Here is a 15,457-nt window from a genome sequence, read left to right on the forward strand (position 1 = left end):
CAGTGCTAATGCTATTAAAATTAGTCTTTAAGATGCCTGCTTGAATTAAAATATACTAAAAATATTAGTTTTTAAGCCAGATACTTACTACCTTGCTAACGCATTCAGAACTAAAATTAGCATAGCAGATGTCCACTCCTTTACTAGAAAAGCTAAGTATACTAGCCGATTCTGCTAAGTATGATGTCTCTTGCTCTTCTAGCGGAGGTAAGCGCAAAAACGAGAACAAAGGTTTAGGCAACGCCGAAGGAATGGGTATTTGCCACAGCTATACGGAAGACGGCCGTTGCGTTTCACTGCTGAAGATTCTGCTCACCAACTTCTGCATATTTGACTGCGCCTACTGCGTGTCACGCAAGAGCAACGATGTAAAGCGGGCAGCTTTCACGGTGCAAGAAGTGGTAGACCTGACCATAAACTTTTACCGCCGCAACTACATTGAAGGGTTGTTTCTGAGCTCTGGCATTTTCAAGAATGCAGACTATACCATGGAACGGTTAGTGCGTGTGGCCAAGAAACTGCGCCAGGAGCACAAGTTCAACGGCTATATACACCTGAAAACTATACCGGGCGCCAGTGAGGAACTGATAAAAGAAGCCGGATTGTATGCCGACAGGCTGAGTGTAAACATTGAACTGCCTTCTGAGCAGAGCCTGCAGACCTTGGCTCCTGAAAAGAATTTCAAAGACGTGCTCACGCCAATGGGCAATATAAAAGATCAGCTGGTACAGGTGAAAGAGGAGAAGAAATTGTTTAAATCTACTCCTGCCTTTGCCCCGGCTGGTCAGAGCACACAATTAATTGTGGGTGCCTCCGGCGAAAACGACCGTCAAATTCTAACCTTGGCCAGCGGCCTTTATCAGAATTACGAGTTAAAGCGTGTGTATTACTCAGGCTATGTGACCGTAACCACTGATTCCCGTTTACCGCTGATCAGCACACCGCCTATCATTAGAGAGAACCGTTTGTACCAGGCCGACTGGTTGGTACGCCTGTACGGTTTCAAAGTAAACGAACTTCTAGACGAGCAACAGCCGCACCTGGATCTGCAGGTAGATCCAAAATTGGCGTGGGCCTTGCGCAATCGTCAAGTGTTTCCTCTTGAAATCAATACCGCTGATTATGAAATGATTGTCCGGGTGCCGGGCATTGGCTTGAAATCAGCTAAGAAAATAGTGGCGGCTCGCCGCTTTGCCCACTTAACCTGGGAGCATTTGCGCCAGATAGGAGTGGTGCTGAAACGGGCCAAATACTTTGTTACCTGCGGGGGACGCAGTTTGGAGACGAGAGAATGGGACGAAGAAGCTATCCGGAGAAGAATTCTTTTCGGCGAAAAGGGTGGCCGCGCCAGTTTGTGGGGCAGCCAGCTCGATTTGTTTCAGCAGGCTGGCTGAACAGCCGGAATCTGAAATACAGTACTAAACCATTTAGAAAAAGAATCGTTTTTATTCATACTCAAACCTTTACCACTATGAAAAATGTAACTAGCCGCCAAACTGTCGCTCCGGTTTCTTTCCGTTGCAAATTGAGTACGTTGGTGCCTTACCTTCGTCAATTGTCGGCTCAGCGCCAGGCAGCAGCTATGCAGCCCCGCATGTCCAATATCCGCATCGCCTCTTAAGTTTAAACGTTAGACGAAGCTTTACAGAAGTGGAAGGTAGGCTCTGCTATCTAACTTTTCTGTGTTTCTTGAAATTTACCTGCTCAAATGCATTTTTACACTTACGACGGATCTTTTGAAGGTTTATTGACCGTTGTGTTTGAGGTATTTGAACGAAAAGCTTGGCCTAGCCAGATAGGAAAAGAAGGAGAAGCACCTGCAGGTCTCTTTGCCCAGCATTATTACATACCAACAGACGAAGCTAAAGCCACGCGGGTGTGGCAAGGTTTAGGAAAGAAACTTTCTAAGTCTGCTTGGGAAAACGTGTACAAGGCTTATCTCTGGGAGCAGCCAGGGTTTGAGATGCTAATTTTCCAGTTTGTACAGCTTGTATTTACATCAAAGCAAGAGGGAATAGAAGAGAACTTTGCTGAGCCATGTGTGCAGAAAATGGCGCAAGTAGGCAAACAAATGTTTCGGGAAGCCCACCGCATGGAAGCATTCATTCGTTTTCAGCGCACCCAAGATGGTTTGTACGTTGCTCCCATCAGTCCAGATTTCAATGTGCTGCCTCTGGTCATTCCTCATTTTGAAAAGCGCTACGCTGACCAGCCCTGGCTCATTTACGATGTGCGACGCCAGTACGGTGCCTATCATGACAAAGAGCAAGTGCAGTTGGTATCATTAGAAAATGCGCCACAAGGCCTCCGGAAAGGACAGTTATCCCAGGAAATTTTAACTGAAGTAGAGCCTTTGTATCAGCAACTGTGGCAGGCCTATTTTGACCACGTGAACATACCCGAGCGTAAAAACAAAAAATTGCACCAGCGGCACATGCCCAAACGCTACTGGAAATACCTCACTGAAAAGCAGCCCCGTCTGCAAACTCACCAGCCCATTCAAAACAAACAAGTACCAGGGCACCAGTTCCGGTTAGGTGGGTAGAGAATTTCTAGTTTTGGCCTCTTTTTCAAAAACGAGCTGAAAAACATTCTTTTTTTGCTGTGACAATTTCCCGCAGAGTCTGCCATTGCTAGGGATATTTAACTACCTCTTCTAATCTGCAAGTGCTAAGCCAAGGATGAAGAGTGGCGTGTCTGCAAACCTCAAATGGTAATCTGTGGTATTATTGGCAAAGGATTATCAAATGGCGGAAACTACACCACAAACTATCTGGACAGTGGGGCATTCAACTCACCCCATGGAAGATTTCTTGGCCGCTCTTCTTTCATTTCAGATTGAGGTTTTGGTGGATGTGCGGCGCTATCCGGGGTCAAAGAAATACCCTCAGTACAATGTAAAAGCGCTGCAAACGGCATTAGAAGAAGTTGGAATTGCCTACAGGCCGGCACTGGAATTGGGCGGCCGCAGAAAACCAAAACCAGATTCAAAAAACACTGTCTGGAAAAGCGAATCGTTTAGAGGGTATGCAGATTACTCTGAGACAATGGAGTTCAAAAATGCTTTGACCAAATTAAAAGAGCTGGCGGAAGTGAAACGTGTTGCCTATATGTGTTGAAGCTGTTTGGTGGCGTTGTCACCGCGCCAATATTTCAGATGTTTTGAAAGAGCAGGGGTGGCAGGTGCAGCACATCATGAAAGAAGGAGCCGCTTCAGAGCATCCTTTTACCTCAGCGTACTTGGCCACGCATGCAAAGCAGAACTTACCTCGTCTATTCCAACAGCCACAAAAGAGGCTCTAAAAAAGATAAAACACCGCATAAAGTAATGGGCAGACAATAACTAAAAACGTTTTTGACCTCCTTTTCAGAAATGAGGCCAAAAACAGTATATTTGCTCTTCCATTGACGCACCGGCAGTTTTGGGTACCTCTTCAAATAAAAAGAATATTGTGATTTTTGCTTCCGGCTCCGGAAGCAATGCCCAGCGTCTGCTGGAGCAGTTTGAGCACCATCCGCACATACAGGTGGTGGCGCTTTTCTCTAACAACCCAGAAGCCTTTGCCCTGCAGCGTGCCCAAAAGTTTGGTGTGCCTACCGCAGTGTTTGACCGGCCCATGCTCCGCGAGGGGAAAGTGCTGGAACTGCTGTTGCCGTATAAACCTGATTTGATTGTGCTGGCTGGTTTTCTGTGGCTCTTGCCCGCTAGTTTTGTACAAGCCTTCCCTGATAAAATCATCAACATACACCCATCTTTGTTGCCCAAGTTCGGGGGCAAGGGCATGCACGGGCAGCACGTGCACCAAGCGGTAATAGATGCGAAGGAGGCCGAGACAGGTATTACCATTCACTACGTGAACGAGCATTATGATGAAGGTGCGCCTATTTACCAGGAACGTTGCCCCGTTGAGCCCAATGACACCTGTGAAACGCTTTCGGCACGGGTGTTGACCCTGGAGCACCGGCACCTTCCCAGAGTGGTGGAAGAACTCCTGCTGTCTGAGAAAAACAGTTCTAAAACACCGGCTGCCTAAGCCAACACCAAGATGAAGCGACTGACACGGCCTTTTCTTCTGCTCTTATTGCTGCTGACGTGTCACCTGCGGGTTTTTTCTCAGGCCAAAATTCCACTGGAAGTTTACGTAGCTAACCTAAAAGCTATACATGTTGAGAGTCAAGGAAAGCCTTGCCGTTTTCTTTGTGACACCGGTGGAGGTGAAACCATTGTGTCTCAGGAAGTGGCGGGTGTTAAAACAACGGATACTGCAGGAGAGGAAGAATTGCCGAAGGTGCCTTTGGTGGTAGTATCTAATAAGACCTATGTGGCTCCTGTGCGGATGAAGGAAATACTGTACGATGGCGCGCTCAATTTTGACTTCATCCACGAGAATGTGTATTACCTGGACCTGAAGCGGCTTGAGGTTTGGAGGAAGTAGCTTTGAATTTTTAGAACCCAATCATTCTTAACCCATATGAATTCTGTTAAAATAAAATCTGCCCTTATCTCGGTGTACTACAAAGACGGTTTGGAGCCGCTGGTACGTGAGTTGCAGAAGCAAGGCGTCACCTTTTACTCCACCGGCGGTACTCAAACCTTTCTTGAGGGCCTTGGTGCTGACGTAGTGGCCGTTGACAAGGTGACAGACTATCCCTCTATTTTCGGGGGGCGCGTAAAAACCCTGCACCCTAAAATTTTCGGGGGGATTTTGCATCGTCGAAACCACGAGCAAGACCAGCAGGAGGTACAGCAATTTGAAATTCCGGCCATTGATCTGGTGATTGTGGACCTTTATCCTTTTGAGGAGACAGTGGCCGCCGGAGCCTCAGAGGAGGATACTATCGAGAAAATAGACATTGGAGGTATTTCTCTTATTCGTGCTGCAGCAAAGAACTTTCAGGATGTGTTGATTGTGTCTTCGCGTGAACAATACGGTGAGGTGGTGGAACTGCTTCAGGCCAAAGAAGGTAGCACTGACCTGACCGACCGTAAACGTTTTGCAGCCAAGGCCTTTGACGTTTCCTCACATTATGATACCCACATCTTCCGTTATCTAAGCCAAGAGCAGGAGTTAGCCCCGGCATTTAAACAAAGTGAGCGCCAAAGCCAGACGCTGCGCTACGGCGAGAACCCACACCAAAACGGCACGTTCTACGGCAATTTAGAAGAGCTGTTTGATAAACTGAATGGCAAAGAGTTGTCTTACAACAACCTGGTAGATGTTGACGCCGCCGTATTGCTCATGGAAGAATTCTCTGAGCAACCAGCCGTGGCCATTTTAAAGCACACCAATGCCTGCGGAGTAGCCGTAGCTGATTCTCTGAACCAAGCCTACCTGAATGCACTGGCCTGCGACCCAGTATCAGCGTTTGGTGGAGTAATCATCACCAACAAAACCGTTGATTTGGCTACCGCCGAAGAACTGAACAAACTATTTTTTGAAGTTCTGATAGCCCCAGCGTATGATCAAGATGCTCTTGACTTGCTGAAAGGCAAGAAAAACCGAATTTTGCTTCGCCAAAAGCCTTTTCAGTTGCCAAACAAGCTGTTCAAAACGTTGTTGAACGGTGTAATTGAGCAAGATAAAGACGCTGCCACTGAAACCGCAGCTGATTTTAAAACGGTTACCGACCGTGCTCCAAGCCAAGAAGAGGTGGAAGGATTGGAATTTGCCTTAAAAGTCTGCAAGCACACCAAGTCTAACACCATTGTTTTGGCCAAGGGCAATCAATTGTTGGCCAGTGGAGTAGGGCAGACGTCAAGAGTAGATGCTTTGCGTCAAGCTATTGAGAAGGCCAAAAGCTTTGGGTTCAATCTACAAGGTTCAGTAATGGCTTCTGATGCTTTCTTCCCGTTCCCAGATTGTGTGGAAATAGCCGCTGAAGCTGGAATTACCGCTGTGGTACAGCCTGGTGGATCAATTAAGGACCAAGATTCAATTGACGCTTGCAACGCCCGTAACATGGCCATGGTTATGACCGGAGTGCGTCACTTCAAACACTAATTCTCACCTATATTGATTACTATAAGCCCCAGCCGCCTCGTGTGGCTGGGGCTTCTGTTTTAAGCTTGTTTTTAGAAAAACAGCTTAAAAACGAGTTTGGCGTTAGCCTGATGTGCTCATCAAATCTGAGGATGAAACAAGTTCTCTGAGCAGGAAGTGAAGCGGAGGTTTACCTATTGTACCCATCCCTCCTGAATGAGTTCTGAGTCTTGAGTCGCGAGTCCTGAGTCAAAAGAAGTAATTAAAGACCACACTTTCCTTAGCCCATCCTGCGGGAGCGGGCAACGCAGTGCCAAGGGCACGCAGGCGCTTAGCGGGAGCAAGTAATGCAGGTTCAAGTCAGCAGTAGCCGCCTTTGCTATGGAACTTCGCACGCTGGCCAGGTGGTAAATTTAATGAAGCCCCTTTTGTCTGAGCGGCAGCGAGTCAGGGGCTTCTTGATTCTTTTGGTTACTTTTCTCATCAAGGAGAAAAGTGACAAACCTAAGCAGAATGAGAAGCAGCTAGAGGTGAGTGAGCAGCGGTTGTGAGAGCAAAAGCCGTAGAGGTTGTCCGTGAGAACACGCAACAACGGCAGGCGGTAAAGCGGGGGTGGGAGTGATAATTCTGTTAGAAGGACAGCGTCTTCGTTAGATCCTTCGGCTGCGCTCAGGATGACCACAAAAGAGTAGGATTAGAAATGCATGGACTCCTGTGTAAACATCCCCTTCGCCCCTTTAAAGTGGGAGTGTCAAAAATGTATGACGTTGCTGGGGTATATGCAGAATGAAAACTTGTTGCAAACATCAATGATAGACACTGCTGATGCTTGCTGTTTTTAACTTACTTTCAGAAAAATAGCTTAAAAACAGAACTGCTTTTGCGTCAACAGAAATTATTAGCGGGAAATACTTAATTTTGCGAGGAAGTAGTACCTTGTAAAGAATTTATTTTTCAATAATATAGTACTCGCTCAGCAGAGTGCAATAAAGATACCCAATGGGATTATTCAATTTTTTCACTGCCGATATTGCGATTGATTTGGGTACAGCCAATACCCTTATCATTCATAACGATAAAATAGTTGTAGACGAGCCCTCCATCATTGCCATTGACCGCACTACGAATAAAGTATTAGCCGTAGGGCGTGAGGCCATGCAGATGCACGAGAAAACCCACGAGAACATTAAGACCATCCGTCCTTTAAAAGATGGTGTGATCGCTGACTTTACCGCGGCCGAGCAAATGATCAGGGGCATGATCAAGATGATAGACAAGGGAAAGAAACGTTTGTTTCAGCCATCTTATCGCATGGTTATTTGTATTCCGTCGGGTATTACCGAGGTGGAGAAGCGTGCGGTAAAAGACTCTGCCGAGCACGCCGATGCCCGTGAGGTATGGATGATTCAGGAGCCAATGGCCGCAGCCATTGGTATTGGCATTGACGTAGAGCAACCCGTGGGTACCATGGTGGTAGACATAGGGGGTGGTACAACAGAAATTGCCGTAATCGCTCTTTCAGGAATTGTCTGCGACCAATCTATCCGCGTGGCGGGAGATGTTTTTAACAAAGATATTCTGGACCACATGCGCCGCCAGCACAACCTGCTGATTGGTGAGCGTTCCGCGGAAAAAATCAAAATTGAGGTAGGGGCGGTGCTGACTGAACTTGACAACCCTCCTGCTGACTTTGAAATCCGTGGCCGTGACTTGATGACCGGAATCCCGAAGGTGATCAAAGTAACTTATCAGGAAATTGCCATTGCTCTTGATAAATCAGTGTCTAAAATTGAAGAGGCTGTTCTGAAAGCCCTGGAAATTGCCCCGCCAGAATTGTCTGCCGATATCTATGATAACGGAATTCACCTGATTGGTGGAGGTGCCTTGCTTAGAGGGCTTGACAAACGGTTGGCTGCCAAAACAAAATTGCCCATTCATATTGCCGAAGACCCATTGAGAGCCGTGGTGCGGGGTACCGGTGCGGCGGTGAAAAATATTGAAGGTTTCCGAAATGTGCTATTGAGCTAGTAAAGGCGAGCGCCCATGCGGAAACTTTTTATTTTTATCTTCCGGATAAGGGCTTTTCTGGTGTTCCTGCTGCTAGAGGGTTTGTCTTTGTACTTGCTCTACCGAAGCAACAACTACCACAATGCCGCCTTTTACCAGTCTTCTAACTACTATGTGGGGCGGGTGCTGGAGTTCCAAAACGAAGTAGAGGATTATTTTAACCTTAACTCTGTTAACCGGTCTTTGGCTCAGGAAAACGCCCAGTTGCGGGCGCAGCTAACCCAGTTTCAGCGCCGGCAGTTAGATGATACCTTGGGTTCGGTAATGGATTCTACTTTCATTGCCACCGACTCATTGCCGGCCATGGTGTACACCTACAGGCCGGCGCGTGTCATCAATAATTCTGTGAGGCGATTGAATAACCACTTAACGCTCAATATTGGTACCCAAGACGGAGTGCAACCCGGTATGGGGGTGATTACCTCTGATGGTGTTGTGGGCAGGGTGAAAGCCGTCTCCAGAAATTACGCCACCGTTACCTCCTTGCTGCATTCGCAGACTCTGGTGTCTGTACAGTTGAAGCGCAATAACACCTTTGGTACCATTAAATGGGACACCCGCAACCCCAGCACGGCTAGTCTGCACTATATTACGCTAAGTGAGAAAGTGATGAAGGGAGACACGGTGGTTACGTCTGGGTTTGGGGGCATATATCCGCAAGGCATCATGGTAGGTCGAGTAATAGATGTGCGCCGGGAGCTAGACAAGAGTTTCTTCACCATTACTGTTCAACTAGCCGTTGATTTTGAAAAGCTCGCCTACGTGTACGTGGTAGAAAACAAAAATCAGGCAGAGCTGGATTCACTTAAAGTAGCCTCCGGCATAACAGAAGAAGATGAATAGTTTCCGGTTTGTCCATCTTGTACAGTTTGTGCTGCTCATGAGCCTGCAGGTTTTGCTCATGCGTAACCTGGTGCTCTGGCAAACTGGTTTTTGCTTTGTATACGTGGGGTTTATTCTGTTTCTGCCTATTGACATTGATAAGATCCTGCTGCTGGTTCTGGGCTTTATCTCAGGCATTACCATAGACTTGTTTTATGATACTGCCGGGGTGCATGCTGCCGCTACTGTGTTGGTAGCCTATTTGCGGCCATCTATGCTTAAAATACTCACCCCCCGCGATGGCTATGAAGTGACCGACACCCCTGCGCTACCTTCTATGGGTTGGCGTTGGTACCTGACCTATAGCGTTGTATTGCTGTTTGCGCACCACTTCACGCTATTTTTTCTGGAGCTCAATGGATTTAAATTGATTGGTTTTACGTTGGCCAAGATAATTGCCAGTACCCTGTTCACCGGAACTGTGCTGGTGATTCTGCAAATGTTATTTTTTGAAAAGAGGGCAAGAGGTTTTAGATGAAGTACTTAGAAGACCGCAAATACGTTATCCAGGCAATTTTCATAGCTATTGGTGCGGTTTATCTGATTAAACTTTTCTTTATACAGGTATTAGACGACAGCTATAAAACCGCTGCTGAAAACAATGCCATGCGTCGGATTATACAATACCCTTTTCGGGGGTTGGTGTATGACCGCGACGGTAAGTTGCTGGTGGAAAACACTCCGGTGTATGACCTGATGGTGGTGCCCAAAGAGGCGCGGGAGATTGACACCCTCAAGTTCTGCCGTTTGGTAGACATTACCCTGGAAGAGTACCGCGAGAAAATCAAAGCGGCCAAAACCTACTCCTACGTAAAATCATCTCCTTTTCTGCAGCGTCTCACAAACCATGAGTTTGCCGCTATTCAAGATAACCTGGTTGATTTTCCGGGGTTTTACATCAATGCCCGTACGGTTCGGGGCTATCCGCACCAAAGTTTATCACATGCTCTGGGTTATATTGGTGAGATAAGCCCCCGCCAGCTGGAAGACACCTCTTATCGAGGTTATCGCCAGGGTGACTACTTAGGAGTAAGTGGTTTAGAGCGCCAGTATGAGAAGTTCCTCATGGGCAAGCGCGGCGTGAAGTTCAGAATGGTGAATGTAAACGGCATAGAGAAAGGAGCTTTCAAAGATGGAGCTTATGATACCCTTTCGGTGGCTGGGCAGAACTTGGTAAGCACAATTGACTTAGAGCTGCAGAAGTACGCGGAGAAAATGATGGAAGGGAAAGTGGGCAGTATTGTGGCCATAGAGCCTAAAACCGGTGAAGTTCTGACGCTGGTGTCTGCTCCGTATTATGACCCATCATTGCTAACTGGTAAGGAGTTGGGTAACAATTACATGAAACTGCTGAACGACCCAGTAAAGCCGCTGTTCAACCGCCCACTAATGGCCACCTACCCGCCGGGCTCTATCTTTAAATTGGCGCAGGCGCTCATTGCTATGCAGGAGGGAACTCTTACCCCCAACACCGGCTATCCGTGCAACTGGTCATTGGTTAAATGTTCGCACCGCCACGCGCATCCGTCTAACCTTGGTATTGCCATAGAACAGTCTTGCAACCCTTATTTCTATCAAGTATTCCGGTCTGTGGTAAACAAAGGACGGTCACGGAATGTGTACCAAGATGCTAAGCTAGGTTTGGATATCTGGAACAACCATATCAAAAGCTTTGGTTTTGCCTCACAGTTGGGAATTGACTTGCCTAACGAAAAGAGAGGGTTGATGCCCAATGCAGCTTTCTATGATAAAATATATGGCGCCAACGGTTGGAAGTTCCCAACTATTTATTCTGTTAGTATAGGCCAGGGAGAGACAGGGGTAACGCCGCTGCAAATGGCGAACTTTGCTGCTATTCTGGCCAACCGCGGGTTTTATTACACGCCGCACATTGTCAGATCTGTGGGTGAGAAAGGCAAACCACTGCCAGAATATTCGGTGAAGCACTATACATCAGTAGATCCCAAACATTTTCCGCCAGTTGTAGAGGGCATGCAGCGCGTGGTGGAGAGCGGTACTGCTCGTTATGCCAGACTTAATCATATTGGAGTAGTGTTGGCCGGGAAAACCGGTACGGTGCAGAACCCGCATGGTAAAGACCACTCGGTGTTTATTGCCTTCGCCCCGAAGGACGACCCTAAGATAGCCATTGCCGTGTACGTAGAGAATGCTGGTAGCGGGGCCATTGCCGCGGCGCCTATGGCTAGTTTAATTGTTGAAAAATATCTTACCGATACTATTACCACCGCCAACCGCAAGCGCTGGGAGGCAGATATGATCAGTGGGGCATTCTACAAGTGGGGAAACTAGTTATTACATAATGCGCAACACGTTTAACATTACCCGCAACATAGACTGGATTACCATTGGCATTTACGCGTTAATGGTCACTATTGGGTGGATTAATATTTACGCCGCTGTCTACAACCCTGAGGAAGTGAAAAGTATGTTTGACTTTTCATTGAATTCTGGCAAACAGCTGTTCTGGATAGGCACCTCCGGCATCATTATCGTTATTCTGTTTGTGATTGACTACAAGGCCTATGATTCTCTAGCCTATGTCATTTACTGGTTTGTGATTCTGGTGCTGCTAGGCACATTGCTGTTGGCCTCACCCATAAAAGGGTCCCGTTCTTGGTTAGTGATTACAGAAACCATACGGTTACAGCCCGCAGAGTTTGCCAAGTTTGCCACGGCTCTGGCGGTGTCTAAGTTCATGAGCAGTATAAATTTACAGCAGCAGAACTGGAAAGACCAGGCGAAACTTGCCGCCCTTACGTTGTTGCCGCCGGCCATTATCATTCTTCAGAATGAAACTGGTTCTGCCTTGGTATTTGCCGCTTTTACATTGGCTTTCTTCAGAGAAGGTATGTCGCCGCTGATTCTGATTATAGGTGCTGCTGGTGTGGCTATATTTATTCTGACCCTTATAATTCCGCAGTGGTACCTCACGGGTATTTTTACAGTGCTCATGGGGGCTTACCTGTGGTTTAACTTTTATAAAGTAAAACGCTACTTGTTTAGCTTCATAGGAGTATGGGCCGTGATAGTGGCCATGATTTTCAGTGTGAATTATTTCATTGAAGAAGTGCTTCAAACGCACCAACAGAACCGAATCAAAGTATTGGTAGACCCAGAAATTGACCCGCAGGGGGTTGGCTGGAACGTGCGGCAGTCTAAGATTGCTATTGGTTCTGGAGGCTTCCAGGGCAAGGGCTTTCTGGAGGGTACTCAAACAAAATTCAACTTCGTTCCGGAACAAAGTACCGACTTTATTTTCTGTACTGTAGGGGAGGAGCACGGTTGGATTGGCAGTTTGATTCTGATTTCTCTGTTTGTAGGGCTTTTGCTCCGAATTGTTTTCATAGCGGAGCGGCAACGGTCAGTTTTCGGGCGTACGTACGGGTATTGCGTGGCCTCTATTATCTTCTTCCATTTTCTGGTGAACATAGGCATGACCATTGGTCTGGCCCCGGTTGTGGGAATTCCGTTGCCTTTCTTTAGTTATGGCGGCTCCTCTCTCTGGTCTTTCACCATTTTGCTCTTTATTTTACTGGCAATTGATGCGCACCGCAAACTAGATTTGAGACGGTAGGGGCTTTCAGTTAACAGTTATTAGTAAACAGGAATCAGTGACAGGCGTTTTAGGGTTGTTTTTGAAAAGTAGGTCTAAAATGTAAAGAAGCATGATCAAATGACCTAGCAGTGTCTTCCAGACCTGCTAGTGTCTGCGCCATTAGCCTACGTAGAAGTAAAAGTACCTTTGTAGCGACAAGAGCTAATTTCAGCCTTGGTGCAAGCACGTAACGCATCTCCAAACTATTAAACTTAAGCAGAATTTTTCAGAAGTAGAGTTGGAGCATAACCACTGCTAAAGATACAGACATTAGCAGGTCTGCAAGACACTGCTAGGTCTTTGAGTATGCGCTGATATTGCCTCGCCTGTAAATTTCATTTTATAACTTAATAAGCCGGCTTTTAGCATTAGCCTCTACTAGGTAGCAAAATTCTCTTCCTCAGAGGAGTTGAGTTTGCTTCTGCTGAATAACAAAAACGCCAGCCCTTTCTACAAAGGCTGCGTTTTTGCTATGTTTTCTGAAAATCAGGTCAAAAACAGGTTATGCGTATTTTCTTTCAATAAGCTTGGTGAGCTTTTGCACGTGGTCTTCCTTACGAGCCCAGTTATACTTGCTGCCCACCTCTTGCAACAGGTAGTTCTTGGCCGCGTCAGCACTGTCAAAAGTGTCTAACGTTTTGATGGCTTCGTGATAAGACATGTTATCGCCGTCAAATAACTCATTTATGAAAGAGAAGCGTTGGTTAATAGAGATGGCATCACGCAGCGAGCCTATTTTCTGGTCTTGCTGACGGTCAGCGAGAGAGGCGTTGGCGGGTTGTTTTAACCGCTCATTCAAGGTTGGTTTTTGCTCCGTCTGAAAACGCTCATTCAGCTTTGGTTCATTTGAAATCACTGGTCTGAAGAAAGGAGCAGATTCAGTACTGGAAACGGCAGATCCGTTAGATCCGTACGTAGCCGGCGGGGTAACAGGAGGAGTAGCCAGAGCCGGAGCCGGAGTGGGTTCTGCGGGGGCAGGGGCAATAACCGTAGGTTGAGGTAAAAGCTCTGCCGCTGTAACAGGCTGTAGCTCATTGAATCTAGAAACCAATTCTTCCAGGCTGGTGCGCTCTTGCTCGTTTAGTTGTAAAAATTGCTCTAAACGGGAGGTAATACTGGTGCGCTCAAGGCTATCATCAGAAAGGGTATCCAGGAAGCGGCGGTATAAGTCTTTGTCAATGTCCTGGTATTTCAGGGTTTCATGCAGTTTGGCAACAGAAAGCTCATCAAGCCGCAGAAACTTCTCCTCAAACACCGCTACGGGGTCAAGAGTTGCTCTGAACGTATCTTGAATTGCCTTCAGGAGCAAGGGCTCAAAATGAGGACGCCTGATAGAGATTTTCCGAGAAAGCACGTTCATGAACTGTACCAAAGCATCTTTTACCTCAGGGTGTTCAAAATCAAAGTACGGGCTGCGCAGGTTAGCCATTTCATGGTTCCAGAGCGTGAGCAACTCTCGGATCATGTACAAGTTCACCTGTTTTACAGGGGTAAAAGAAATCAATTGCTGGGCAGTGACCGTCTCGTGTTGGAGATAGTGGTCTTGGCTAAGGCGCTGGGCCAGCTCTTGGCTGTACTGCCCAAGTTTAGTTTGATTATATTTGTCTTTCATCTGGAAGCGAAGCATAAGCCCGTAAATATAAAGAATAATGCCTGAATTAACCGTGCGGAATCTGGGAGATTTAAAGGTAAATGTAGAGGCCGGTCAATCTATTTTAGCGGCGCTGCAAGCCGTAGGCCAAGACTGGATGCACGCCTGCGGCGCCAAGGGCCGCTGCACAACCTGCAGAATTATTGTGCTGCAAGGTCAGGAGAATCTGGCGCCGGATACTGCTGCTGAGCTACGGTTTCGGAATAACGGAAGGCTTAAACCAAACGAGCGACTTATCTGTCAGGCCCAGATGACAGGACCTGTGGTAGGTCGGGTACCTGATCAAACAAAGCTTCCGCACCTGAGTTATAATGGGTGAAGGATTGAATGAGTGATTGAGTGAATATGGAAGCGGACTTTGAGGTGGAAATATTATATGTCTCTGATAAACAGCGGGAAGAATAACTTTGTGGAAAAGTTGTGCATTAGAGAAGCGCCAGAGCCAAGTATCTTAGTGGTGTGTTCTGGCTGAAAAGCATTCACACATTCACTCAATCACACATTCACTCATTAAATATGTTCATAGAGCCCCGGGTAGGAAACCGTCAGCAGGCCCAAAAGCGCGGTTGGATAGAAGTGATTTGCGGATCTATGTTCTCCGGCAAAACAGAGGAATTAATTAGGAGGCTTAACCGAGCCAAAATTGCCAAACAGCGCGTAGAGATTTTCAAGCCCGCCATAGATACCCGTTACCATGACGAAGACGTGGTCTCCCACAATGCCACCGCCATCCGATCCACCCCCGTTCAGTTTGCCAACGACATGCTGCTCTTGGGCAGTGGCTGCGATGTGTTAGGCGTAGACGAGGCCCAGTTTTTCGACGATGCCATTACCGAGGTGTGTGTGCAACTGGCCAACAATGGCGTGCGCGTGATTGTGGCTGGCCTAGACATGGACTTTCAGGGTAAACCTTTCGGTCCTATGCCTGCGCTCCTGAGTGTGGCCGAGTACGTGACCAAAGTACACGCCGTTTGCGTACAATGCGGCGAAATTGCCTCTTATTCTTACCGCAACGCCGTCTCCAAAGAGAAAGTTTTGCTGGGCGAAACCGATAGTTACGAAGCCCGCTGCCGCCATTGCTTTGTGGAAGGCATGAAAGGGAAAATTTAGTTCTGAGTCAGTAGTATTGAATGGATTTTAGCATAGGGCATCTATAGCTTCATTGTTGTGGAAATAGATTGGGAAAGCTTACTTGAAGGGCTAATCCTCTTTCTGATAGGTCTGATGTCTTTTGTCATGTGGTTCTCAGACAAAGACAAG

General features: G+C 47.1%; 16 protein-coding genes. 14 read left to right on the top strand and 2 right to left on the bottom strand.

Annotation, left to right across the window (positions count from 1 at the left end; genetic code table 11):
• Nucleotides 1-128 precede the first annotated feature (128 nt).
• The 7 genes from A8O23_RS01440 (at nucleotide 129) to purH (ending at nucleotide 6,002) form a co-directional block, all read left to right on the top strand.
• Nucleotides 129-1,394 carry a putative DNA modification/repair radical SAM protein gene (locus A8O23_RS01440; RefSeq protein WP_066615594.1) on the top strand — a complete coding sequence of 422 codons (1,266 nt, stop codon included), beginning with the start codon at nucleotides 129-131 and terminating at the stop codon, nucleotides 1,392-1,394.
• Nucleotides 1,395-1,471: 77 nt separating this feature from the next.
• Nucleotides 1,472-1,621 carry a hypothetical protein gene (locus A8O23_RS21520; protein ID WP_161486677.1) on the top strand — a complete coding sequence of 50 codons (150 nt, stop codon included), beginning with the start codon at nucleotides 1,472-1,474 and terminating at the stop codon, nucleotides 1,619-1,621.
• A gap of 87 nt (nucleotides 1,622-1,708) precedes the next feature.
• Entirely contained in the window at nucleotides 1,709-2,545 is an 837-nt protein-coding gene (locus tag A8O23_RS01445) for a TIGR03915 family putative DNA repair protein (RefSeq protein WP_066615596.1), read from the top strand.
• Nucleotides 2,546-2,747: 202 nt separating this feature from the next.
• Nucleotides 2,748-3,119 (top strand): DUF488 domain-containing protein, encoded by a 372-nt coding sequence (locus A8O23_RS01450; RefSeq protein ID WP_239693302.1) that lies wholly within the window; start codon nucleotides 2,748-2,750, stop codon nucleotides 3,117-3,119.
• 333 nt (nucleotides 3,120-3,452) lie between these two features.
• Nucleotides 3,453-4,034 (top strand): phosphoribosylglycinamide formyltransferase, encoded by a 582-nt coding sequence (gene purN, locus A8O23_RS01455; RefSeq protein WP_239693303.1) that lies wholly within the window; start codon nucleotides 3,453-3,455, stop codon nucleotides 4,032-4,034.
• A gap of 12 nt (nucleotides 4,035-4,046) precedes the next feature.
• Nucleotides 4,047-4,436 (top strand): pepsin/retropepsin-like aspartic protease family protein, encoded by a 390-nt coding sequence (locus tag A8O23_RS01460; RefSeq protein WP_153042033.1) that lies wholly within the window; start codon nucleotides 4,047-4,049, stop codon nucleotides 4,434-4,436.
• A gap of 36 nt (nucleotides 4,437-4,472) precedes the next feature.
• On the top strand, nucleotides 4,473-6,002 hold the full coding sequence (gene purH / locus A8O23_RS01465; RefSeq protein ID WP_066615601.1) for a bifunctional phosphoribosylaminoimidazolecarboxamide formyltransferase/IMP cyclohydrolase: 1,530 nt from the start codon (nucleotides 4,473-4,475) through the stop codon (nucleotides 6,000-6,002).
• Between the two features lie 173 nt (nucleotides 6,003-6,175).
• Here the strand turns inward: purH and A8O23_RS21375 are convergent, their stop codons facing one another.
• The gene (locus A8O23_RS21375) at nucleotides 6,176-6,376 is read right to left on the bottom strand and encodes a hypothetical protein (protein ID WP_153042034.1); all 201 of its coding nucleotides are present in this window, start codon (nucleotides 6,374-6,376) and stop codon (nucleotides 6,176-6,178) included.
• Between the two features lie 604 nt (nucleotides 6,377-6,980).
• Here A8O23_RS21375 and A8O23_RS01475 point away from each other — a divergent pair.
• From A8O23_RS01475 to rodA, 5 genes are read left to right on the top strand one after another with little or no spacing between them, the layout of a single operon-like run.
• Nucleotides 6,981-8,009, top strand: coding sequence for a rod shape-determining protein (locus A8O23_RS01475; RefSeq protein ID WP_066615607.1), 1,029 nt, complete (start codon nucleotides 6,981-6,983; stop codon nucleotides 8,007-8,009).
• A gap of 15 nt (nucleotides 8,010-8,024) precedes the next feature.
• Nucleotides 8,025-8,891: a rod shape-determining protein MreC gene (gene mreC / locus A8O23_RS01480; RefSeq protein ID WP_066615610.1), complete on the top strand. Its 867-nt coding sequence runs from the start codon at nucleotides 8,025-8,027 to the stop codon at nucleotides 8,889-8,891.
• Nucleotides 8,884-9,408, top strand: coding sequence for a hypothetical protein (locus A8O23_RS01485; protein ID WP_066615611.1), 525 nt, complete (start codon nucleotides 8,884-8,886; stop codon nucleotides 9,406-9,408). Before mreC ends, A8O23_RS01485 begins: the two co-directional genes overlap by 8 nt.
• Nucleotides 9,405-11,240 carry a penicillin-binding protein 2 gene (gene mrdA, locus A8O23_RS01490; RefSeq protein ID WP_066615612.1) on the top strand — a complete coding sequence of 612 codons (1,836 nt, stop codon included), beginning with the start codon at nucleotides 9,405-9,407 and terminating at the stop codon, nucleotides 11,238-11,240. Before A8O23_RS01485 ends, mrdA begins: the two co-directional genes overlap by 4 nt.
• 10 nt (nucleotides 11,241-11,250) lie before the next feature.
• The gene (rodA, locus tag A8O23_RS01495; protein ID WP_066615613.1) at nucleotides 11,251-12,525 is read left to right on the top strand and encodes a rod shape-determining protein RodA; all 1,275 of its coding nucleotides are present in this window, start codon (nucleotides 11,251-11,253) and stop codon (nucleotides 12,523-12,525) included.
• A 523-nt stretch (nucleotides 12,526-13,048) separates the two neighbouring features.
• Here the strand turns inward: rodA and A8O23_RS01500 are convergent.
• The gene (locus tag A8O23_RS01500) at nucleotides 13,049-14,158 is read right to left on the bottom strand and encodes a hypothetical protein (protein WP_066615615.1); all 1,110 of its coding nucleotides are present in this window, start codon (nucleotides 14,156-14,158) and stop codon (nucleotides 13,049-13,051) included.
• A 37-nt stretch (nucleotides 14,159-14,195) separates the two neighbouring features.
• On the opposite strand from A8O23_RS01500, the gene A8O23_RS01505 reads away from it, so the two are divergent.
• Together A8O23_RS01505 and A8O23_RS01510 are read left to right on the top strand one after the other, a co-directional pair.
• The gene (locus A8O23_RS01505; RefSeq protein WP_066615618.1) at nucleotides 14,196-14,516 is read left to right on the top strand and encodes a 2Fe-2S iron-sulfur cluster-binding protein; all 321 of its coding nucleotides are present in this window, start codon (nucleotides 14,196-14,198) and stop codon (nucleotides 14,514-14,516) included.
• Between the two features lie 197 nt (nucleotides 14,517-14,713).
• Nucleotides 14,714-15,307, top strand: a complete 594-nt coding sequence (locus A8O23_RS01510) for a thymidine kinase (protein ID WP_066615620.1) — start codon at nucleotides 14,714-14,716, stop codon at nucleotides 15,305-15,307.
• Nucleotides 15,308-15,457 lie beyond the last annotated feature (150 nt).

The sequence above is a fragment of the Rufibacter roseus genome, from assembly GCF_001647285.1.
GTDB classification, from domain to species: Bacteria; Bacteroidota; Bacteroidia; order Cytophagales; family Hymenobacteraceae; genus Nibribacter; species Nibribacter roseus.

Coding starts and splice junctions, on each gene's coding strand:
- A8O23_RS01510 (WP_066615620.1), top strand. CDS start 14,714: ATGTTCATAGAGCCCCGGGTAGGAAACCGTCAGCAGGCCCAAAAGCGC.
- A8O23_RS01460 (WP_153042033.1), top strand. CDS start 4,047: ATGAAGCGACTGACACGGCCTTTTCTTCTGCTCTTATTGCTGCTGACG.
- rodA (WP_066615613.1), top strand. CDS start 11,251: ATGCGCAACACGTTTAACATTACCCGCAACATAGACTGGATTACCATT.
- A8O23_RS01500 (WP_066615615.1), bottom strand. CDS start 14,158: ATGAAAGACAAATATAATCAAACTAAACTTGGGCAGTACAGCCAAGAG.
- A8O23_RS21520 (WP_161486677.1), top strand. CDS start 1,472: ATGAAAAATGTAACTAGCCGCCAAACTGTCGCTCCGGTTTCTTTCCGT.
- A8O23_RS01475 (WP_066615607.1), top strand. CDS start 6,981: ATGGGATTATTCAATTTTTTCACTGCCGATATTGCGATTGATTTGGGT.
- A8O23_RS01445 (WP_066615596.1), top strand. CDS start 1,709: ATGCATTTTTACACTTACGACGGATCTTTTGAAGGTTTATTGACCGTT.
- A8O23_RS01440 (WP_066615594.1), top strand. CDS start 129: ATGTCCACTCCTTTACTAGAAAAGCTAAGTATACTAGCCGATTCTGCT.
- mrdA (WP_066615612.1), top strand. CDS start 9,405: ATGAAGTACTTAGAAGACCGCAAATACGTTATCCAGGCAATTTTCATA.
- A8O23_RS01485 (WP_066615611.1), top strand. CDS start 8,884: ATGAATAGTTTCCGGTTTGTCCATCTTGTACAGTTTGTGCTGCTCATG.
- purH (WP_066615601.1), top strand. CDS start 4,473: ATGAATTCTGTTAAAATAAAATCTGCCCTTATCTCGGTGTACTACAAA.
- A8O23_RS01450 (WP_239693302.1), top strand. CDS start 2,748: ATGGCGGAAACTACACCACAAACTATCTGGACAGTGGGGCATTCAACT.
- mreC (WP_066615610.1), top strand. CDS start 8,025: ATGCGGAAACTTTTTATTTTTATCTTCCGGATAAGGGCTTTTCTGGTG.
- A8O23_RS01505 (WP_066615618.1), top strand. CDS start 14,196: ATGCCTGAATTAACCGTGCGGAATCTGGGAGATTTAAAGGTAAATGTA.